At 42.5% G+C, this 22,914-nt stretch carries 15 protein-coding genes; 6 read left to right on the forward strand and 9 right to left on the reverse strand.

Annotated features, from left to right (window positions below; all coding sequences use genetic code 11):
- Positions 1–8 precede the first annotated feature (8 nt).
- From leuA to ACP7AK_RS06340, 4 genes are all read right to left on the reverse strand, one after another.
- The gene (gene leuA, locus ACP7AK_RS06325; RefSeq protein WP_004278413.1) at positions 9–1,706 is read right to left on the reverse strand and encodes a 2-isopropylmalate synthase; all 1,698 of its coding nucleotides are present in this window, start codon (positions 1,704–1,706) and stop codon (positions 9–11) included.
- Positions 1,707–2,133: 427 nt separating this feature from the next.
- Positions 2,134–2,817 carry a Fe2+-dependent dioxygenase gene (locus ACP7AK_RS06330; RefSeq protein ID WP_224216997.1) on the reverse strand — a complete coding sequence of 228 codons (684 nt, stop codon included), beginning with the start codon at positions 2,815–2,817 and terminating at the stop codon, positions 2,134–2,136.
- Positions 2,818–2,888: 71 nt separating this feature from the next.
- Positions 2,889–5,249 carry a TonB-dependent receptor gene (locus tag ACP7AK_RS06335; protein ID WP_425879140.1) on the reverse strand — a complete coding sequence of 787 codons (2,361 nt, stop codon included), beginning with the start codon at positions 5,247–5,249 and terminating at the stop codon, positions 2,889–2,891.
- A gap of 314 nt (positions 5,250–5,563) precedes the next feature.
- On the reverse strand, positions 5,564–7,819 hold the full coding sequence (locus ACP7AK_RS06340) for a TonB-dependent receptor domain-containing protein (RefSeq protein ID WP_425879142.1): 2,256 nt from the start codon (positions 7,817–7,819) through the stop codon (positions 5,564–5,566).
- Positions 7,820–8,085: 266 nt separating this feature from the next.
- Between ACP7AK_RS06340 and tig the strand changes: the two genes are divergently transcribed.
- The 4 genes from tig to ACP7AK_RS06360 all read left to right on the forward strand — a co-directional run bounded on the left by tig (position 8,086) and on the right by ACP7AK_RS06360 (position 12,443).
- Entirely contained in the window at positions 8,086–9,417 is a 1,332-nt protein-coding gene (gene tig / locus ACP7AK_RS06345) for a trigger factor (protein ID WP_004647426.1), read from the forward strand.
- A gap of 193 nt (positions 9,418–9,610) precedes the next feature.
- Positions 9,611–10,216, forward strand: a complete 606-nt coding sequence (gene clpP, locus ACP7AK_RS06350) for an ATP-dependent Clp endopeptidase proteolytic subunit ClpP (protein WP_004647427.1) — start codon at positions 9,611–9,613, stop codon at positions 10,214–10,216.
- A gap of 29 nt (positions 10,217–10,245) precedes the next feature.
- The gene (gene clpX, locus ACP7AK_RS06355) at positions 10,246–11,556 is read left to right on the forward strand and encodes an ATP-dependent protease ATP-binding subunit ClpX (protein ID WP_004278407.1); all 1,311 of its coding nucleotides are present in this window, start codon (positions 10,246–10,248) and stop codon (positions 11,554–11,556) included.
- Positions 11,557–11,726: 170 nt separating this feature from the next.
- Positions 11,727–12,443: a DUF2846 domain-containing protein gene (locus ACP7AK_RS06360; protein WP_004729543.1), complete on the forward strand. Its 717-nt coding sequence runs from the start codon at positions 11,727–11,729 to the stop codon at positions 12,441–12,443.
- Between the two features lie 67 nt (positions 12,444–12,510).
- Here the strand turns inward: ACP7AK_RS06360 and ACP7AK_RS06365 are convergent, their stop codons facing one another.
- A complete protein-coding gene (locus tag ACP7AK_RS06365; RefSeq protein WP_004278405.1) occupies positions 12,511–14,037 on the reverse strand; it encodes a fumarate hydratase in 1,527 nt (508 codons plus the stop codon).
- A 719-nt stretch (positions 14,038–14,756) separates the two neighbouring features.
- On the opposite strand from ACP7AK_RS06365, the gene ACP7AK_RS06370 reads away from it, so the two are divergent.
- On the forward strand, positions 14,757–14,996 hold the full coding sequence (locus tag ACP7AK_RS06370; protein ID WP_004729548.1) for a DUF2171 domain-containing protein: 240 nt from the start codon (positions 14,757–14,759) through the stop codon (positions 14,994–14,996).
- A gap of 231 nt (positions 14,997–15,227) precedes the next feature.
- Here ACP7AK_RS06370 and pta read toward each other — a convergent pair whose 3' ends face one another.
- From pta to ACP7AK_RS06385, 3 genes are all read right to left on the reverse strand, one after another.
- Positions 15,228–17,366, reverse strand: coding sequence for a phosphate acetyltransferase (gene pta, locus ACP7AK_RS06375; RefSeq protein ID WP_409651879.1), 2,139 nt, complete (start codon positions 17,364–17,366; stop codon positions 15,228–15,230).
- 55 nt (positions 17,367–17,421) lie between these two features.
- Positions 17,422–18,642 (reverse strand): acetate/propionate family kinase, encoded by a 1,221-nt coding sequence (locus ACP7AK_RS06380; RefSeq protein ID WP_313564721.1) that lies wholly within the window; start codon positions 18,640–18,642, stop codon positions 17,422–17,424.
- 450 nt (positions 18,643–19,092) lie between these two features.
- Positions 19,093–20,358: a glutamate-5-semialdehyde dehydrogenase gene (locus tag ACP7AK_RS06385; RefSeq protein ID WP_425879274.1), complete on the reverse strand. Its 1,266-nt coding sequence runs from the start codon at positions 20,356–20,358 to the stop codon at positions 19,093–19,095.
- Between the two features lie 322 nt (positions 20,359–20,680).
- Here ACP7AK_RS06385 and ACP7AK_RS06390 point away from each other — a divergent pair, with 322 nt between their 5' ends.
- Positions 20,681–22,018 carry an alpha/beta fold hydrolase gene (locus tag ACP7AK_RS06390; protein WP_425879147.1) on the forward strand — a complete coding sequence of 446 codons (1,338 nt, stop codon included), beginning with the start codon at positions 20,681–20,683 and terminating at the stop codon, positions 22,016–22,018.
- 28 nt (positions 22,019–22,046) lie between these two features.
- Here ACP7AK_RS06390 and ACP7AK_RS06395 read toward each other — a convergent pair whose 3' ends face one another.
- Positions 22,047–22,910, reverse strand: coding sequence for a class I SAM-dependent methyltransferase (locus tag ACP7AK_RS06395; RefSeq protein ID WP_425879149.1), 864 nt, complete (start codon positions 22,908–22,910; stop codon positions 22,047–22,049).
- Positions 22,911–22,914: the final 4 nt, after the last annotated feature.

The raw sequence follows: 22,914 nt of genomic DNA on the forward strand, positions 1-22,914 counted from the left end.
ACAGCCGTTTAGACCGCAGCAGCAATCACCTGATCAGTGCTTAATACACCCTGATCAATCAGGCGGTTGGTCGAGGCAATAATTGCTTCAATGGAAGAGGTCACGATGTTGTCATGTACCCCGGCACCAAAGGCAGATTTACCGGTACCTTTCACCTGAAGTTCGATCAAGGCCAAGGCTTTAGCATGTGCACCAGAACTGATGCTGCGCTCTTCATAGTTTACGACATCAATCGGTAACTGAAGTGCATCCAAAATCGCAGAAATTGGACCGTTGCCTTCACCGCGAACACGGCGTGACTGGCCATCAATTTCAAGATCCAGCTCAATCACCTGATTGCCGTTATCATCCGACAATTTGTAGTTTTTCGCAGAATAGTGAACGTTTTTAGCATCCACATAGGTTTCTTTGAACAACTTCCAGATTTCAGTCGCACTGATTTCAGTGCCTTGCTCATCGGTACGCTTTTGTACAATTTGAGAAAATTCAATTTGTAAACGACGCGGCAAGATCACGTTGTAGTTAGATTCTAATAAGTAGGCAATACCACCTTTACCTGATTGTGAGTTAACACGGATCACGGCATCATAGTCACGGCCCAAATCTTTCGGGTCGATTGGCAAGTACGGCATATCCCAGATTTCTTCGTTTTTCTGGAACTCGAAACCTTTTTTGATCGCATCCTGATGCGAACCCGAGAATGCAGTAAACACCAAATCACCGGCATATGGATGACGCGGGTGCACAGGTAAACCGGTACATTCTTCCACAGTCGCAATGATTTCATTGATGTTGGAGAAGTCCAAGTTTGGTGCTACACCTTGGGTATACATGTTCAAGGCAATCGCAGCCACGTCGACGTTACCGGTACGTTCGCCATTACCAAATACACAACCTTCGACCCGGTCAGCACCAGCCATAATTGCCAATTCTGAAGCGGCAATACCACAGCCGCGGTCGTTGTGGCAGTGAACTGAAATGATCACGCCATCACGACGCTGAATGTTACGGTGCATCCATTCGATTTGATCGGCATAGATGTGTGGACCTGAAACTTCTACCGTTGCAGGTAAGTTTAAGATCACTTTATTCTCTGGAGATGCTTCCCAGATTTCAGTGACGGCATCGCAGACATCTTTCGCGACTTCTAATTCGGTTGCAGTAAAACATTCCGGGCTGTACTGAAATACGAATTCAGTTTCCGGCTGTTTTGCGGCATATTCTTTTACTTTCTGTGCAGCATTGATCGCTAACTGTTTTGCACCTTCAACATCAACATTCAAGACTTTGTTGCGGAATGTCGGCGAGTTAGAATTATAGATATGTACAATGGCACGTTTCGCACCTTGTAAAGATTCAAAGGTACGTTGAATCAAATGATCACGTGCCTGAACCAAGACCTCGATATAAACGTCATCCGGAATATGACCTTCTTCAATCAATTTACGGGTGAAATCGAAGTCAATTTGCGATGCTGACGGGAAGCCGATTTCAATATGTTTGAAACCGATTTTCACCAACATCTGGAACATCTTGAATTTCTGCTCCATGTTCATTGGCTCAAAGATCGCTTGGTTACCGTCACGCAGGTCGGTACTCATCCAGATTGGCGCTTTATTGATTTCGTTGTTCGGCCATTGACGGTCTGGTAAGTCCACACGTTGATACATGCGACGGTATTTTTTACTTGGATCAGCCAACATCATGAGAGAGCTCCTTATGCTAACTTGGGTACCGTAATCTTGGTTAAAGCGGTGCGTGGGTCAGCGGCATAGATTTTGTCTATTCATTGGGTTTTAGTGACAGTCTGGTTCAAACCTGAAATATGGTCTAAATATTGGTGGTTTAGCTTCACCAAATGCACTAAATGCCTTACTTATAATTTAAAGTTTAATCCACTTATCCCGAAAAGTTTTTGCTATTTTTATGGATTTTAGTCGTATGGTAATAAAGATTTTCTTATAAACTTTAAGGAGTGAAAAATATTTTCACTTATTTTAAATATCGTATTTTATATTTTCTCGATTTGGACATAATTCGTTATTTATTACGTTCAATAGTGCCATAAAGCAATATATTTTGATAAACAATAGATCCAGTTGTTCTTAAAGATCATTGAAGACAGAGCCTCTTTTAAAGTTCAGCCCATTTACGCATTAAATTATGATACAGGTTGGTCAGTTTCATAACTTCTGCATGCTGATCACCCAGCTGCATTCTCAAGTTTTGAATACTCTGATCCAGATTAAACAGCATATGCCGCTCTGCATCATCACGGATCATGCTTTGTACCCAAAAAAATGAAGCAATTCGACAACCGGCAGTGATTGGCGTGACTTCATGCAAGCTGGTCGATGGATACAAAATCATATCGCCGGCAGGCAATTTTACTTCGTGATAACCGTAAGTGTCTTCGACTACCAGTTCACCACCGACATATTCGTCCGGCTCACTTAAAAAAACCGTACAGGATAAATCCGTTCTGAGGCGTTCATTGCTGCCGCGAATACGACGAATCGAATTGTCGACATGAAAGCCGAAAGATTCATTATTTTCATAGCGGTTAAAAAGCGGGGGAATAATATCCAGTGGAATCGCCGCCGATAAAAACAGAGCATGCTGTCCCAGCGATTCAAGAATGATCGTACTTAAATGCTGGGTCAGGGGATGATCTTCAGGTAATTGCTGATTCTGTTTCACCGTCGCAGAGAGCGTACCCGCGGTAACCTTGCCATTGACCCACTCAATCTTATTCATCTCCTCACGGAAATATTGCACCTGTTCTTTGCTCAGTACATTTGGAATATGATGCAGCACGAGAAACCCCTGAATAATCGTCTTTTAAAAATAGCATAGCCCCCATCAGGAGACTATGCGGTTGCATTGAATTAATATTTAAAGTTGACTGCTAACACTGCACTACGGCCTTCTGCTTCGGTCGCATAATGAGATGAATAGGCTTTTGTGAAATAGCGTTCATCAGACAGGTTATTAAGGTTTAATTGCAAATCAACGTTTTTATTCACGTTATAACGTGCCATGGCATCATAGCGAACATAGCCTGGTACAAACTTGGTATTAGTAGCATTACCATAGACTTTATCCATTGCGACGGCACCAGCACCTAGGGTTAAAGCAGGAGTTACTGCATAAGTAGTCCAAAGGGTTGCACTGTTTTTCGCGACGTTTTGAACTTGGTTCCCATTGCTAGGATTTGGCGCATATACAGCAGGTTGACCTGTAGCGGCAGTATTTACAAATCCACCATCAATCATTTCACTGTCTAAATAAGTATAACCCGCAGATACAGCCCATTTATCCGTGATATTACCGTTTACGCCTAGCTCAATACCATCGACACGAGTTTCACCAATATTACTTGTGGTGCCATCATCTCCGGTCGCACGAGTATTGGTTTTTTCCGTGCGGAAAATAGCTGCAGTCAGGTTGAGCTTATCATTCAAGACATCCCATTTAGTTCCTAACTCCATGGTCCGGACTTCTTCAGGTTTAAGATTATTTATTGCAGCTGTAATCCCTTCAGAACCATCGCCACCATCTACACCGACTGGATTAGACGAAGTCGCATAACTTGCATAGATACTGCCATTTTCAACTGGTTTAAAAGTAAGACCGGCTTGATAGTTGATAAAGTCTTTATCATTTTTAATCGTAACTTGATCGCCAGCACTTGCTGTAATCGGTGTATTGTTTGCACCAGTAACTGCATTATTTCGTGCACCATAAGTCATGGTTTGCTCAGTTGAGTAGTCATCCCAACGAACGCCCAAATCTAAAAGCCACTGAGGGGTGAATTCAATACTATCCAGAAAATAAACAGACTTTGATTTGCTCTCGATATTGTAACGGTCAGCACCATTGGTACTTAACATACCTGTCCATGGAGCACGGTTAGGGTTCTGTACAGAAGTACACCAACCTGATGCAATATTGGTGACATCACCGCAAGCAGCATACGCGCTACCTGTCGCATTTAGGCCATTAATAATATATTGCGTACGATCAGTTTCCTGATCTGAATATTCGGCACCTAGATTAAAACTATGTTTAAGCATACCGGTATTAAATTTACCGGTTAAAGCAAGTTGGTCGGTAAAAGCATCAGTATCTGCTACACGTGAGTTGGCACGTGCCCAAACATTTCCTGTTAATTCACTTGTAAAACCTGCTTTGTTGTAAAAGTTACCCTGAGAGTCATCTGGATTGGTCCAAAGGTAATCATTCTTAGAGTTGCCATACACAGCTGTATTGCTAATGGTTAGATTGTCAGTTAAGTCATGTTCTAATTTGATGGTTCCGATCTGATTTTCTTGTTTTTGGAAATCACGATCTTTCCAGCCGTAATATTGACCTTGTTTAACGTCAATTGGCTTGCCATTTCCATTTAATGGACGATAGTCAGTTGCTGTTGCAGTTCTTGGAGCAGCAAATGGGTTGTTATACGGGATACCTGAGTCAGGCGTATCGTCCGATTTTAAGTAGTAATAACTGAGAGTCGCGCGAGTAGGGGTGTCCAGACCAAAGCTAATACTCGGTGCAATACCGGCACGTTTATATTCTGCACCGTCTTTCTGGCCGGCTTTTTCATTTTGATGCCCCATGACTGCCACACGTGCCGCAATACCATTACCAAAGTCTTTGTTACCATCTAAAGTAATACGTTGATAATTATCTGTGCCGCCAGCGACCGAACCTTCTAGAAAATCGCCTGCTTTAGCGACTTTAGAAATCATGTTAATGCTACCGCCAGTGGTGCCTGCACCGCCCATGGCAGAAGCAGAACCTTTGGTCACTTCAACTTGTTCTACCGCAAACATTTCACGGTTTTGTGAGGTGGCATTACGAACGCCGTCTACATACATCGAACTTTCTGAGTTATAACCACGAATAAATGGACGGTCACCATTCGGATTACCACCTTCACCTGCACCCAAGGTAATCCCCGGAACTGTACGCAGTGCATCAGCTAAAGTCGTCACTTGTGTATCGGCAATCAGCTGTTTTGAAATCACTGAAACTGACTTGGGGGTGTCGAGTAAAGGCGCAACAAATTTGCTATTCGCAGATTGATCTACTTTTAAGCTGGGTGCTTTTTCAGCTTTGACTTCTTGATGAATAGTCTCTAACTGGATCACCTGTTCTTCTGCCATCGCAGATGCAGCTACCATTGATAAAGATGAAACAATTGCAGAAGAAACGATTTTTTTACGTGTTTTAATGAAGGTCATGTTAAACCTAATAAATGAATGCTAAAAATGTATGCGAATAATAATGATTCTTGTTTTTATTTTTATCTTTTTATCATGGGAATTCATGATCTTTAAGAAAATATTAAATGAGTTTTTAAATGTAATGATATAACAATATCTACTTAAGTTTTTGATTTTAATAAATATTGAAAAATTAATCTGATTATTAAATTTTTATTGAGAATAATGATGTCTATAAAGGGACATAAATTAGGGATTTTTCGTGGAGTACTAATCTAGCGATAATAAAAAACCCTGCCAGGGCAGGGTTTTAAATAACTTTCACTTAAATATTAGAAGTCATATGAAACAGATAGCCAGTAGTTACGGTCTGGAATATAAGTACCCGCTAAACCACTCGTCGTTTTAGTATATAGGAAAGCATTTTCAACTTCGTTATCACTATTAATAAATGACTTATAGTCGCCAAAGTCTTTGTTCAATAAGTTATTCACACGACCTGAAACAGTAACTTGATTGTTGACTTTATAAGATGCACCTAAATTAAATAGCTCATAGGCTTTTAACTTATTGCCGACAGCATCAATTTCACGACTTACATTGACATCGCTTAAATCAGGATCTATGAAACGTACACGGTCAGATTTATATTCAGCTTCTAACCAGGTAGTGAACTTATCATTCACATACCAAGTTCCTGTGAAGTTCAAAGCGTGACGAGGTGTATTTTCAATAGGATTACCTTTATTTTCACCTTCGGTAATTTCAGACTCTAACCAAGTATAGTTTGCTTTTACATCAAAGCTTGGAGAAATTTCATATTTAGCACTAAGTTCCACACCGTAGCTTTCAGCTTCGCCTGCATTGCCTTTAAAGCTAAAGTTTTGCTGATTATCAAAACTGCCTACAGTCATGCAGTTGTTTGCAGGTGCTTGTCCTGTTGGGCGACCTGCCCATAAACAGTTTTCAACGACGCGTGCATCACTGATGATAATATCTTTAAACTGAGTAAAGAACGCAGTGGTAGCTAAAGAGAAATTAGACAAGTTGTCGTAAACGAAACCAAGTTCATAGTTTGTGGTTTCTTCAGGCTTAAGATCTGGGTTGCCCAAAGTCACGTTTCGGCCTTGTGAGCTAAAACCATTGATTCCATTATGAAGGTCATTCGCTGTTGGAACTTTATAGCCAGTACTTATACCACCTTTTAAAATCAACTGATCATTGGTGTTCCAAACTAAGTATGCGCGAGGTGTAAAGTGACCACCAAAAGCACTATGGTCTTCGTAGCGACCACCGAAAGTGAATGCAAGAGAATCCGTTAGATTCCATTCATCCTCAGCGAACACAGACCAAGAATCCTGTTCAAAAGCAACTCCATTACCTGCTGAGTTATCGATGGTTTCACCATCTTTATATTCAATACCAGCTGTAAGTTTATGGTTGCCAAGTGTTGAAATAATACGAGAATCAACGGTTAGGTCTTTATTTTCTAAAATACGATCTTGTGTACCATCTGAATAATAATTGTATTCAGGTACATTTCCTTTTGGAAGACGACGGCCTTCCTGTTCAGAAGAAACATAGCTTGCAAATGTTTTCCATTGACCAAAACTAAGCTCAGCATCTACACCTGCAGAAATACGATCTCTTAAGAATTTGATCTCGTCTTTATATGAACCAATCCCTGATGGTAAACCTGTCGTGCGGTTGAATTCGTAAAGTTCACCTAAACGGGCATCACTATTATCAAAACGTTGTTTAGCATGATCAAAGTCTACCCAAGTAGAGACGTTATCATTTACATTTAGCGTAAGTTTTGTACCCACAGCATAATTATTTGCTTCTACTGTACGAGGGTCACGACCTTGGCTGCCTTCATCAATAGTTTTTGCGGGTGTAACAAGTCGATCTGATTGATCGCGGTGGAAAAACTCGCCACGTACTTGTATACCAAGTTTATCTTGAATCACTGGACCATTAACAACTGCACTGGTTTTCCAGTTATTACCAATATCAGAATTTTCTTGAATATTCTGTTCAACAGAAACGTTACCATTCCATTCTGATGCAACTTTCTTGGTAATAATGTTAATGATACCGCCCATGGCATCAGAACCATAAAGGGTAGACATAGGCCCACGAATGACTTCAATACGTTCAATAGAAGCTAATGGTGGCATAAAGCTTGTACTAAATTCACCAAAACCATTTGGACCAACTGAACCAGAAGTATTCTGACGCTGACCATCGATCAAAATAAGAGTGTAAGATTGATTCAGACCACGCATTTGGATATTTAAACCACCAGTTTTGCCTTGGCCATTTCGTACGTCGACACCTGGTACTTCACTGAGCGCATCTGCAATACTGGTAATACCTTTTTTCTTTAAGTCTTCTGCAGTTACTACACTAATAGAGGCAGGCGCATTTTTTATATCTTGTTCAAAACCCGCCGCTGAAACCACAATCGTAGACATTTGATGTGTTGTTGTAGGAGTCGCTGTCTCGTTCACAGTCTCTGCGAAAGCAGATGTTGCTGTAACCCCAAGAATTGCCAATGTAAGTGGACGAAGACTAAAACTATGCATGACCAAATTCCCGAACCGAAGAATAAATTAGTATTGTTGCTCAAATAAGAAACTGGATATTAATGATAGTATTTATCATTTGCAATAAAAATATACATTTTCTCCATTTAAATTGGGTTGACTGGGCATCTGGAAAGATGGCAATTCAAATAAAAAAAGGGCTTAAAAACTGGAACTCGCGCGTATTTTTTGTATATCCTTAAATGTTGTCATATAATGTGGCACATTTTTATAAACCTGTTATAACCTAATATATAGAGGAAGCCATGCAAGTAACTTCTGAAGCGGTTTCGGGCGTTGCCCGTCGTTTAAATGTTTCTGTACCGACGAGCCGTATTAATGAGCAATTTGAAGCTCGTTTAAAACGCACTGCTAAAACTGCGAAGATCAACGGCTTCCGTCCAGGTAAAGTGCCTGTAAACGTAGTTCGTCGTGAATACGGCGCGGGTATCTACCAAGAAGTAGTAAACGATATTATTCGTGACACAGTTTTCGAAGCGATCCAGCAAGAAAAAATCAATGCTGTGGGCATGCCAAACATCGAAAAAACTGAAATGAAAGACGACGCGCTGGTATATACAGCGACTGTTGAAGTTTATCCAGAAATCGAAGTGAAATTCGACGGCTTGGAAGTTGAGCGTAAAGCAGCTGAAGTAAATGACAAAGATGTTGAGAAGATGATTGAAAATCTTCAAAAACAACGTGCTGCTTGGGCTGAAACAAAAGGCATGGCTAAAAAAGACATGCAAGTAACTTTTGATTTCGAAGGTTCAATCGACGGCGAAAAATTTGAAGGTGGTTCTGCGGAAGACTTCAAACTTGTTCTAGGTTCTGGTCGTATGATCCCTGGCTTCGAAGACGGTATCGTTGGTATGAAGAAAGGCGAAGAGAAAGTGATTGATGTAACTTTCCCTGAAGACTACCAAGCTGAAAACCTTGCTGGTAAACAAGCTCAATTCAAAATCACTGTGAAGCTTGTTGAAAAACAAAAACTTCCAGAAATCGATGCTGAATTCCTGAAAATCTTCGGTGTATCTGAAGAAGAAGGCGTTGAGAAGTTAAAAGCTGACGTTCGTAAAAACATGGAACGTGAAGTGAAGAACGGCCTTCGCAACCAGGTTAAAGGCGCGACTTTTGATGCATTAGTTGCTGCAAACGAAGTTGAACTTCCAGCTGCTATGCTTGCTCAAGAAATTGACCGTCAACGTCAACAGATGATTCAGCAGTTCACACAGCAGTTTGGTGCTCAAGGTGCGAAAGCATTTGATTCAAGCATGCTTCCAGATGAATTGTTCAAAGAACAAGCTGAAAAATCTGTAAAACTTGGCGTACTTGTAAGCCGTGTTTTAGCTGATGCGAAAATCGAAGTAGATGCTGCACGTGTTGAAGCGTACATCGAAGACATGGCTTCTTCTTATGAAGATCCAAACGAAGTAATTGAATACTTCAAAAACGATGCGCAACAACGTGCCCAAATCGAAGCAGTTGTACTAGAAGACCAAGTTGTTGATTACATTTTGGCTTCTGCTAAAGTAACTGATGCGACTGTAAGCTATGAAGACTTATTGAAAGAGCAGCAAGCTCGTCAACAAGGCTAATTTAGCTTTCGATAAAAAAGGCGCTTAATGCGCCTTTTTTCATATTGATGCCTGAAAAAAGCATTTCTGTTTTTCACAAAACTAATGCAAAAAATATAATGGATTTGTTGGCGAATTTTTTGCAATTTCAGTGATTATCCCTCATATTGTGATTATGGGTTAGGTCACAAAAAATTTAGGAATAAATAAACGTATGTATGTTCCAACGATTGAAAACGCTTTAGTGCCAATGGTGGTAGAACAATCCTCTCGTGGTGAGCGTTCTTTTGATATTTATTCACGCCTTTTGCGTGAACGTGTAATTTTTATGACGGGCGAAGTTGAAGACAACATGGCGAACCTGATCGTTGCGCAAATGTTGTTTTTAGAGGCGGAAAATCCAGATAAAGATATTCATCTATATATCAATTCACCAGGCGGTTCGGTAACTGCGGGTATGGCGATTTATGACACCATGCAGTTTATCAAACCTGATGTCGTAACGTACTGCATGGGTCAGGCAGCATCAATGGGTGCGTTCCTGCTGAATGCCGGTACCAAAGGCAAGCGTTATTGCCTTGAAAATGCCCGTGTCATGATTCACCAGCCATTGGGTGGTTTCCGTGGTCAGGCTTCAGATATTGAAATTCATGCACGTGAAATCCTGTTTATTAAAGAACGTTTAAACCGTTTAATGGCTGAACACAGCGGTCAGGATTACGAGAAAGTTGCACGTGATACAGACCGTGACAACTTTATGACTGCTCAGCAAGCGAAAGAATACGGTCTTGTGGACGAAGTTTTAACTAAACGTCCATAAGTTTTAAAGATTGAGATAGTGGAGTAAATATGTCCGAACATCCTCAAGGACAAAAGCATTGTTCATTTTGCGGTAAAACGCAGTCTGAAGTCGGGAAGCTGATTGCAGGCGAGGACGCATACATTTGTAACGAATGTGTGGACGTATGCTTAGATTTGGTTCAAACCAGTCAGCAGGTGGAAACCAATGACTGGGCCAATCGTCCTTTGCCGAAACCGCATGAAATTCGTGCGGCCTTGGATCAATATGTGATTGGTCAGGACGTCGCGAAAAAAACCTTGTCAGTTGCGGTTTATAACCATTACAAGCGCTTGAAAGTGCAAAATAATGGCAAGAAAGCTGATGATTCAGTAGAGCTTTCAAAAAGTAATATTATGTTGGTTGGTCCGACAGGATCGGGCAAAACCTTGCTTGCACAAACGCTGGCACGTCTTCTTGATGTTCCATTTGCCATGGCAGATGCAACGACACTGACCGAAGCCGGTTATGTGGGTGAAGATGTAGAAAACATCGTACAGAAGCTACTGCAAAAAGCCGATTACGATGTCGAAAAAGCGCAAAAGGGCATTATCTATATCGACGAGATCGACAAGATTACCCGCAAGTCTGAAAACCCATCCATCACGCGTGATGTATCGGGTGAAGGTGTTCAGCAAGCATTATTGAAAATGATTGAAGGTACGGTTGCATCAATTCCGCCACAAGGTGGACGTAAGCATCCGCAGCAAGAATTCATTCAGATTGATACCTCGAATATCCTGTTTATCTGTGGTGGTGCATTCTCAGGACTTGAGAAAATTGTACAGCAACGTCAGGAAAAAGGTGGCATCGGCTTTACTGCAGAAGTGCGTAAAAAAGATGAAACCAAGAAGCTGTCTGACTTGTTCCGTCAAGTTGAAGCAACTGATCTGGTAAAATTTGGTTTGATTCCAGAATTTATTGGTCGTTTGCCAGTGATTGCCACTTTAGACGAGTTGGATGAAGAAGCACTGATGCAGATTCTGACTGAGCCGAAGAACGCTTTGACCCGTCAGTATCAACATCTGTTTGATATGGAAGATGTGGATCTGGTTTTTGAAGAATCGGCATTACGCGCAGTGGCTAAGAAAGCAGTTGAGCGTAATACAGGCGCGCGTGGTTTACGTTCGATCCTAGAAAATTCATTGCTGGAAACCATGTATGACTTGCCAAGCCGTAGCGATGTCGGCACTGTCGTCATCAATGAAGCTGTGATTAAAGGTGAAGCAGAGCCGGAATACCGTGCCGAGCGTCAGCCACATGATCAGCAAGAGACAGCAACAAAAATAGATTTAAAGGTCGTAAATAGCAAATCTGCTTAATTGCTATTCGTCCGAAACGTGCGAAAACTCCGTGTTTTCGCACGTTTTTTATTTCCAAAAATAAAGCTCGGTGTTAATCTGATTAACTAGGCGTGGATGCCTAAAACTTATAAAAAACAAATCGCAAAGCACTTGCATACAAAAGAATAAAGACGCAGTGAGGGATAAGCATGCGTGGAGTCGCAATTGTACTCATCAGCAGTTTGGCATTGCTGGGGTGTCATGGTAAGAAAGCCGTCGTTGAGCCTACACAGCCACTCAGCACTTTAAAAAATATCGATCTTGAAAAAAAACCGGGCTTTGTCGAGCAGCATCGTATCGGCATGTTCACCATTGGCGGTTGGGTCAATCAAAAGCAGGGCAACCAGTTTCAGACGGTGAAACCGCAGCATGATGAAGCCGCCATCGTGTATTTATACCGGCCCGATTCTAAATGGAATCGTCAGGAAATTGTCGCTGCCAGCCTGTTTATCAATCAAGAACATATTCCAAGCTTATTGCACAACCATTATTACTGGATTGAAGTGCCTGCAGGGACCTATCGTTTGAGTACCAGTCGACCGCTAGGCGCGCTGCATTTCCAGAAACCTAAATATCTGGATTTTACTGTCGAAGCGGGACAGTCTTATTTTATTAAATATGATGAAGAGAATATCAGTACACGCCGGAGTGTTTCAGGGCCACTCATGCTGATGCCGGAAAAAGTTGGTCTCAATGAAATTGCTTTTACTCAGCTAAAATCAGACAGTTTTAACTTCGTGGCACAAGATCAGGAAACTGGCCAGATTCGTAAAAAAGCCCAAAAAATTGAACCGACTGCTTATGATCCATCATTGGATGTACAGCTAAAAGCACCTTTTAAACTTTGGGATCCACGGACTTGGTAATTGACATTTTATTGAGAAAATATAATAAAAAAGCACCCTGAATGGGTGCTTTTTTATACAGATTTAATTAGCCCGCAGCAGCGTCAACTACTGGAATCTTACCAATTTTTGCTTGCCAGATTTTAGGTGCAGTCGCGTGAATAGAAGTACCATTCACATCAACCGCTACAGATACCGGCATATCTTTTACCACAAACTTGTAAATTGCTTCCATACCCAGGTCAGCAAAGGCAACCACTTCAGCTTCGCGAATAGCTTTAGACACGAGGTAAGCAGCACCACCGACAGCCATCAGGTAAGTTGCCTGGTTGTCTTTAATGGCTTCAACGGCAGCAGGACCACGGTCTGCTTTACCGATCATGCCGAACATGCCAGTTGCTTCAAGAACTTGACGCGTAAATTTATCCATACGCGTAGCCGTTGTTGGGCCAGCAGGGCCTACAACTTCGTCGCCGACTGGATCAACAGGGCCAACGTAGTAGATAAACTTGCCTTTCAGATCAACAGGAAGTTCTTCACCGTTGTTCAGCATGTCGACCATACGTTTGTGTGCAGCATCACGACCTGTATAGATTGTACCGTTAAGAAGAAGTGTATCGCCTGGTTTCCAGCTATTCATTTCTTCTTGGGTAATCGTGTCAAGGTCAACACGTTTAGAAGATGAAGAATCCCAAGTCACAGCAGGGTAGTCTTCAAGTTTAGGTGCTTGAATATGTGCAACACCTGTACCATCTAACTGGAAGTGTGCATGACGAGTCGCAGCACAGTTCGGGATCATACCAACTGGTTTACCTGCAGCATGACATGGATAATCTTTGATTTTAATATCAAGTACAGTGGTTAAACCGCCAAGACCTTGTGCACCAATACCCAAAGCATTTACTTTTTCGAAGATTTCGATACGAAGCTCTTCCATTTTGCTTTGTGGACCACGACGAAGCAATTCGTCCATGTTGATCTCTTCCATCAATGCTTCTTTGGCAAGCATCATGGCTTTTTCAGCAGTACCACCGATCCCGATTCCCAGCATACCTGGTGGACACCAGCCTGCACCCATGGTTGGAACAGTTTTCAGTACCCAATCCACGATTGAATCAGATGGGTTTAACATTGCTAGTTTAGATTTGTTTTCTGAACCGCCACCTTTGGCTGCCACAGTGATATCTACTTTATTACCAGGCACAAGCTTGTGGTAAATCACGGCAGGAGTGTTGTCTTTGGTGTTCTTACGACCAAATGCAGGATCAGCCAGAACTGATGCGCGAAGCACGTTCGAGTTTTCTAAATAACCCTGACGTACGCCTTCATTGATTGCATCATCCAGGCTCATGGTTAAATCGAATTTAACGTCCATGCCCACTTCAACAAATACGTTGACGATACCGGTATCTTGACAGATTGGGCGGTGGCCTTCTGCACACATGCGTGAGTTAATTAAGATTTGTGCGATCGCATCTTTAGCAGCTTTGTTCTCTTCACGATCATACGCACGGCTCATCGCTTGGATAAAGTCTTGTGGGTGATAGTAAGAAATGAACTGAAGCGCATCTTTAACCGATGTGATCAAGTCATCTTGCTTGATAATAGTTGTCATACAAATATCTCTTGAGCGGGCTGATAGCTAGCGGGCTAAATTATAAGACAAAAGAATCGGGTTGTGGGCATTTTGGGCGAGCATTGGCCGAAAGTTTATAGTTTAAGCAATCTGAGCAAGGACTTTAGCTATTCCATGGGTCAAATATGACAGCAAGTTGTCATATTCAATGTCATATTTCAGATAAAAAATACGCATAATTTTGCTTATTCCGTATTAAGCGATTGAATTTTATTAATTATTTTAAATTTAACAAAAAACCAGATTGTCATATAACTGTCATAAAACTTTTAGATAATGCAGCTATTGAAACGGGAGATCCTAACAATGGTTACAGGTATTTTGATGGCAGCTGGTTTTTGTGTATATATCGCTGCAACTTGGATGTACGGTCAGAAAGAAGATCAAGCCTAAGCTTTATCTTCTTTTTTATTTTAAGACATAAAAAAATTAACCTATCTTCAAATCTTCAAATCTTCAAATCTTCAAATCTTCAAATCTTCAAATCTTCAAATCTTCAAATCTTCGAATCTTCAAATCCAGTTATAAAAATATTTGAAAACTCAAATTTAAAAAGCATCTCTCCTATAGCTTACTCAAGCCATGTTGACCATTTACATTTTTAACCCAGAAAAACTCAAAGCCTGAAAACCCTTACACATGCGGCATTTTTTATTGCTTAGACTGTTTCTCTCAACTTCTAGAAACAGGCAAGTAGAATGAACAATTTTAATGCAAGTGATATTAAAGAACATGCTTCAGTCATTGCTTCATGTGGTACTCAAGTCGGGAAGGTGGACCATTTAGAAGGTCAGGATTCAATTAAATTAACAAGAAGTGATGATGAAAATAATGAGCATCATCTGATTCCCTTGAGTTGGGTAAGTGAAATCAAAGACGATAGCGTCGTGCTCAATAAAACTGCGGAAGAGGTACGTAAAGAGTGGACTACCTTATAAGAAATTAAAGTTAGTGGACTGAAAAGCAGGGCTGCTTCAGCTTAATTTTTTATGTCACAGACTTTATGAGTAACCGTTGAAAATGCCAGTTCGAAAGACTGGCATTTTTATTGTTTATTAAAACGAGATAATGATCGCGTGCTGAATTTATTGAAGCTATGAGTGTTTTTTTATAAAAAAACCACCTGATTTTTCAATCAGATGGTTTGGAAAACTTAAATTTAAGAAGTATTAAGCTTCTTGCTGCTCGGCCTGAATCGCGGTTAAGGCAATGGTAAACACGATGTCATCGACCAAGGCACCACGCGACAGGTCATTGACCGGCTTATTCAAGCCTTGCAGCATTGGTCCAACACTGACTACATTGGCAGCACGTTGTACCGCTTTATAGGTCGTGTTACCGGTATTCAGATCCGGGAAAATAAATACATTGGCACGTCCAGCCACTTGTGAATCAGGTGCCTTTTGGCGCCCCACGCTTTCCACCGATGCTGCATCATATTGTAATGGCCCATCAATCAACAGGTCAGGACGACGTTCTTTGGCAATGCGTGTAGCTTCCGCGACTTTTTCCACATCAGCGCCAGTACCCGAAGTTCCTGTCGAATAGGAAATCATAGCAATGCGTGGATCTATACCAAAGGCTTTGGCAGAATCGGCGGACTGGATTGCAATTTCGGCCAGCTGTTCTGCATCAGGGTCCGGATTGATCGCACAGTCACCATACACATAGACTTCATCTGGCAACAGCATAAAGAATACGGAAGATACCAGTGAGTAATCCGGAGCAGTCTTAATCAGCTGGAAAGCAGGACGTACCGTATTCGCCGTGGTATGCACTGCACCCGACACCAAACCGTCAACCTGATCCAGCGCCAGCATCATGGTGCCAAGTACTACTGTATCTTGCAGTTGTTCACGGGCCTGTAGTTCGTTGAGCTTGCCTTTACGCAGCTCCACCATCTTGTCGATGTAGTTTTCACGCACCAGATCCGGATCAAGAATTTCCAGATCTTCAGGCAATTCAATACCGCGAGCTTTGGCTACTTCTAGCACAGCTTCAGGCTTGGCCAGCAAAATACACTGTGCAATACCACGCGCCTGACAAATGGCCGCAGCCTGTACGGTACGCGGTTCATCACCCTCTGGCAGTACAATACGTTTTTTCGCAGCAATCGATTTCTGTACCAGTTCATGACGGAAAGCGGAAGGTGACAGACGTGGCTTATAAGAACCATTCAACATTTGATTCAGCCATTCCGGATTGATATGGCTTGAAACAAAACGTGTCACCTGATCTGCACGTTCGGTATCATCCACTGGAATTTCATTGCTGAGATTTGCCAGTTTTTGTGCGGTTTCAAACGTGCTGAGTGGTGTATGTAAAATCGGTAAACCTTGCTTGATGGCAGCCTGGCAGAATTCCAGTACATGATCATTTGGCTGTTGATGTTCAGTCAGCACCAGACCGGCCAAAGGAATCCCATTACTGCTGGCCAGACTACTTGCCAGTAATACATCAATCCGGTCAGAGGCACTAATAATTAATTCGCCAGCTACAAACTTATGTAGTTCATGTTCAATATTGGCTGAAATCAGACTACTGTGTTGCACACGGCGCTGTTTGGCTTCGCCTTCATTAATCCAGTAAGCAGAAATATGGGCTGCCAGATCAGACATACGCGGCACACTTAAGGTTTTACTGAAAGGCACCAAGCCAATCACTGGCAATTTTTCAGAGCCAATATGCGGATGCGTCTGCCGAATGGCGGTGATAAATTCTGCGGTTTCAGCTTTAAGGCGTAAATCCGGATTCAGCGTGACAGGAATCTGCGCAGATTCTTCAGGTAGACCCTTGGTGCGCATCAACATGATACCTGCCAGACGGGTAGAGCTGGCGCCACCAAAATTACGCAGCTGATGTTCAACTTTATCTGCGGTTTGGCTTGGCTGCTGAATATTGGCATTGCTGACGACAATAACTTTGGCATCCAGTGCTTGTGCCAGTGAAGCATTCAAATCATCGGCAAAACTGTCCTGAGTATTTGGCAACAGCCCTTCGACAATAATCAGGTCATGCTGTTTAGCAATTTGACGATGCAGACGCACCGCTTCTTCAAGCAATTCATCCTGTTCACCCAGATTGATCTGCTGCAAGACTTTGCTATAACGGATAGGTTCAACCGTTTCACTTTGAGAAATATGACGATACAAAGCCGTGGTGCGGTCTTCGATTTCATTCAATTCCTGGGCAAAAGGTTTCAGGAAACCAGCTTTTACCCCTTGGCATTCCAGTGCATAAATCAGGCCCAAACATGCAGAAGTTAAGCCTACGCCTTCCCCCGTGGGAACCAATAAAATTGTTTTCATAAATTATGTCAGTCGCAGAATAATAAAAATCAGTGAAAAAGAAGCTAAAGCCTGCTTATGCAGGCATTACCTCAGCTTGAGACTTTTTTGCAGTATTGCGCTCCACTTCAAGTTCAACCACACTTTGAACTTCCCGGGCAATACGGCCTTCTTCATCTGTTGGCACTACCCAGATTTGTGGGCCTGTACCTGAATCAATTCGGCCTTCGGTACCGCGTTTCAGCTCATTATTGGCATTTTTATCCAGACTGAAACCGAAATGAGGCAGGTAAGTCATGGTTTTTTCGCGGATATACGCTGAGTTTTCGCCAATGCCGCCAGTGAAGAACAGACCATTAAGACGTGGCAGACCACAGCTCAACGCTGCCAGAGATTTAGCTAAACGGTAGCAGAATACTTCAATCGCCAGTGCGGCATCTTCATTGCCTTGTTCTGAAGCTTCAATCAGGGTACGCATGTCATTCGACAGGTCAGACAGACCCAAAAGACCACTTTGGCTATTCAGCATCTTGTCAATTTTATAAATGTCCCAACCCAGGTTTTTCGCCAAGAAACTATGCAGGCTTGGATCGACATCACCACTGCGTGTGCCCATAACAATGCCTTCAAGCGGAGTTAAGCCCATTGAAGTATCTACACTTTGCCCATTCCAAACGGCACAGGTCGAGCTACCATTACCTAAATGCGCAGTTAACCAGCCACCTTGTTTGAAACTACCTGCCAGTTCAGAACCACGTTCTGAAACATAGGCATGACTAGTCCCGTGGAAGCCATAGCGACGCACACCATGAGCAGTATATAAAAATTTCGGCAGGGCATAACGATAAGCATGCGCTGGCATGGTTTGATGGAAGGCAGTATCAAATACTGCAACTTGTGGTAATTCCGGGAATAAGCGTTTGGTTGCTTCAATACCAATTAAGTGTGCCGGATTGTGTAATGGCGCAAGCGGCGTTGCTTCACGAATTTTTTCAATAATCTCGTCATTGATCAGTTCAGCTTTGGTCAGGCTGCCACCATGTACGACACGGTGACCGATCGCGTCCGGACGGTAGTTGGCCAGACGTTCAAGACCCACTTCAAGTGCTTTTTTGTGGTCAGCAAATGGAATATGGATATCGACCGGCTCATTGCCAACCGTCACACCTTTAATGCGAGCATTCTCTGTGCCTAAGTTCTCAGCTAAACCATGAATACGGAAATTCTGCTCCTCAAGAAGTAATGCAAACTTGATTGAAGAAGAGCCACAATTAATAACTAATACTGATTTAGACACGATTGATTACCCAATTTTTAATTAAAATTCTCGTCCATTTGCTTGACCCAATTGCGGGCAATGAAGCAGCAATCCAGATCAATGAATATGTTTTAACATTTGTTTTTTTTCTGTCCTAGATAGACTTTAGCAGATTAGACTTAAGCATTATCGACCGATTTAACAATAATAACTAAAATTTATCAGTTCATAGTTTTCATTTATAAATAAAATGATGCTGAAAATATAATCAATAAGAATACTAAACTCTGCTTAAATTTAATTTTAGAACAGATTAATTCTTTAGTTTAGCGCCTGAAAAGGCAAATATTGTTTTTACATACAATTCTATAAAGAGATTCATCAATAAAATGACCGGAAGGTTCTAATCCATCTATTTCAGTGTCAATTTTTCTGTCCATAAAAAACAGCCTCATTTATGAGGCTGTTTTAAATGAGCGATCTGAATACTTATTGGCGAATCTGACCATCACCAAAGACAATCCATTTCTGCGACGTCAGGCCTTCAAGACCAACTGGGCCACGAGCATGGATTTTATCGGTTGAAATCCCGATTTCTGCGCCTAAGCCATATTCAAAACCATCTGCAAAACGAGTAGAGGCATTGATCATGACCGAACTTGAATCTACACCCGCCAGAAATTCGCGAGCCAGACTGTAGTTTTCAGTAATAATGGAATCGGTATGATGCGAGCTATATTTGTTGATGTGCTCAATGGCTTCTTCTATACCAGAAACGACTTTGATCGCCAGAATCGGGCCCAGATACTCGGTATACCAGTCTTCTTCAGTGGCCGTAATGACTGCATCTCCAAGAATACGCTGGGTTTCCCGGCAACCACGAAGTTCGACTTTTTTCTCTTGGTAAAGCTCTGCGATGCGTGGCAAGAATTCTTCAGCGACTTTTTCATCGACCAGCAGGGTTTCCATGGCATTACATACACCATAGCGATGGGTTTTGGCATTGAGCGCAATCGGCAATGCTTTCAACAAGTCCGCTTGAGCTTCCACATACACATGACAGTTGCCATCTAAATGTTTAATGACCGGTACGCGTGCTTCCTCGGTAATTCGTTCGATCAGGCTCTTGCCGCCACGAGGCACAATCACATCCACATATTCGGTCATGGTGATCAACTGGCCAACAGCAGCGCGGTCAGTCGTGTTTACCACTTGTACGGCAGCCTCAGGCAAGCCTGCGACTTTCAGGCCATGCTGAATCGCAACTGCAATTGCCTGATTCGATTCCAGAGCTTCTGAGCCGCCCCGTAAAATAATGGCATTGCCTGATTTGAGCGCGAGTGATGCAGCCTCCAACGTGACGTTAGGACGTGATTCGTAGATCATGCCGACCACACCCAAAGGCACACGCATCTTGCCCAGTTGAATCCCGGATGGGCGATAAGCCATATCACTAATTTCACCAATCGGATCTTTCAGGCCAATGACATCTTTTAGACCCTGCAACATACCTTTAAAGCGTGCGGGGTTGAGTTCTAAGCGATCAAGCAGGGCTGAGTCCAGATTGTTGTTATGCGCCTTGGTCATATCTTTCTGGTTAGCAGCCAAAATAGCAGCTTGGCTATTTTCCAAAGCCGTATAAATAGCGGATAACGCATTATTTTTAGTTTGGGTGGACGCGCGAGCCAAAATGCGAGACGCTTGGCGTGCCTGCTGTCCTACCGTTTGCATGTATTGTTCAATAGACTCTTGCATAGCGGTTTGATCACTTAGAAATTTCATTTCGATATTAACAGCCTGCTGCTGCACAATGAAGCCCATCTGTTAAAAATCATCCGTTTTCGCAGACTTCTAAACATTTTGAAAATGTTTTCTGTTTAAAAGCAGATAAGTGGTCACTGAAGCGGTTGCTTGTGAAAAGCAGCTCTGTATAGAATGAAACACGCGACATTGATGTCATTTATAATTATTAAAGAGCAGGATGCATGTTCAGGCACACCGGAATGTGCCTGAATTATAAGATCTGTTAAGCATGACTTGCACAATAAAAATAAGGCAAGGACGGAGGAAAAGGAATATGAATTCCATTATCCACATGGACGCCCATGTATTGGAACAACATAGACACGATGGTTTTTTTGATTTTTATGATAAGCACAGTTTTAAGCAGCCACCACGCACCACCTGGATGGATGGCTGGAAAATCGAATATATGGCGATCGCCCGTCCAGATACCTTACATTTAAGACCAATGGTGATTATTGGGGGAGCTTTCCAGAATTTTAACTCCTACAAATATTGTGTAGAACAGCTTTTTGATGCAGGTCCCATCATTCTGATTGACCTGCCGTCCATGGGGGCCAACCAGCAGATTAGTAATGTCGACACAGGTCTGTCTGCCGGAACACTGGAGCTTGAAGACCTTGCTGCGATGCTAGGGCGCTGGCTGGAACAGATGCAGCTGCCGCAAGTGGCAATTTTAGGCATGTCCTTAGGGTCAGTGGTAGCTTCCTGTCTGGCAGATCAGCGTCCTGAACTGGTCGATCGGATGATTCTGATGGGCGTGATGCAGAAAACCCGTAAAAGCTGGCGAATGCTGCTGGAAGAATCCCTACACCTGATGAAAGAACAGCGTATGGATGAATTTGGTCAGGCCGTCATTTTGTACTTGGTGAATCATGCACGTTTGACAGAAACCCGAATGTCACCGACTGCAAAACGTTTGTTCTTTAAACAGATGGCGGAATTTACGGCCACCGAACAGGATCGTTATGATATTAACTGCAACCGTTTATTGCGTCTGACCAATGTCCCGATCCCGCAGTGCAAAGTACTGGTGGCATGTGGGCAATATGACAGTTTTACCTTGCCACATGAAAATGCGAATTTTGCCCTACAATGCCCGGATATGCAGTATGTGCAAATTGCAGGTGCTGATCATGTGCCGCAGTTACAACGTCGTAAAGAAACCATGCATCTGTTTGCAACTTTCTTGCGCGATGAAGCTGTTGATCAACTGGCAGGAATTATTCCGTTCACGCGTGAACAGATACAGCAGCTTGAACGTCGCGGTGAAGAGCGGATTCAGGTGCAAGATTCACAGCGTTTCCTCAGTCATCGTCATTCTGATCGTGTCTTGAATGTAGAGATTGTAGATATGAATTTCTTTGGGGTATTGCTGGAGTTAGATGCAGGACAGGCTGAGCGTGCAGCAACTTATCCACGTGATCTGGCCTTGCATCTGGAAGATGAAGCTGGGGAATTTCATATTGAGTGCCTCATCTTTGAACAGAATAACACCCAGCTGCGTGCCTTATTCAAACATGGCAGTTTTGAAGTCGCAGAACGTCTATTGGCTTTTGTAAAACGGCAGAAAATTTTGCAACAGACCGAAGTATTTGATACCGCAATTTAAAAAATATCAGCATTAAAAAACAGCGTACTTAAACGCTGTTTTTTTTCACGGCATGAACCATCCAGACCAGATCACCTAAATGTTCATCCTGTTCATGAGTCGGGTTTTGCTGACGAGGCTCGGCAAAATAACGTTGTGGTTGTTGTACCTCAACCTGGTCAAATCCTGCATCTTGAAAAAAGTGCTGCAGTTCTTGGGGGGATTTAAAATGAAAGGTAAACGCACTGCGAGACATGAATTTAAGTAGACGGCTACTGCTCCAGATAAAGTTCGCCAGTTTATTTTTCACCGGTTCAGGATAAATATCGCTGAGATAGTGAACTGCCGGGAAATACTGCGCATTTTCTGTAATCCCCTGCATCAGAATACCTAACATCTGCTGATCAAAATAATTAATCAGTCCTTCGCTAATGACCACTAAGGGCTGGTTGCGGTCAAACATCTGAAAAATACAGTCCAGTTCTTCACTAAAAATATCGGCAGTCAGGACTTCAGGGGCATACTGATCGATCTGCTGTAAAGCCTGCGTCTTGATCTTGGCCATATCCGGCAGGTCCAGTTCACGATAATTAATCTCGGGGAATTTCTGTCTGAAATTCCAGCTGCGTGGAGATAGTCCGCAGGCAATTTCAAGAACCTGAAGTTGTGGATGTTGCTCAATTAGTTGACACAAATGCTCATCAATCATCTGATGGCGCTGCTTAAGTGTAGTCCGCATGCTACCGCCGACATGGCGTTCTGCCCAGGATTCAAGGGGATGAAGCAGTTTGGCCAGGAACTTGCCTTTGGATGTAGCAAAGGCTGGATGTGAGATTCCCATTTGATACCAGATATAGCCGGTATAGTGCGCCGTAAAAGAAATATGGCGATGTTGCGAAAGTGAGTCTGTCATATTT

Origin of the sequence: Acinetobacter sp. TWP2-2-3 (assembly GCF_049896445.1) — a bacterium.
Lineage (GTDB): Bacteria > Pseudomonadota > Gammaproteobacteria > Pseudomonadales > Moraxellaceae > Acinetobacter.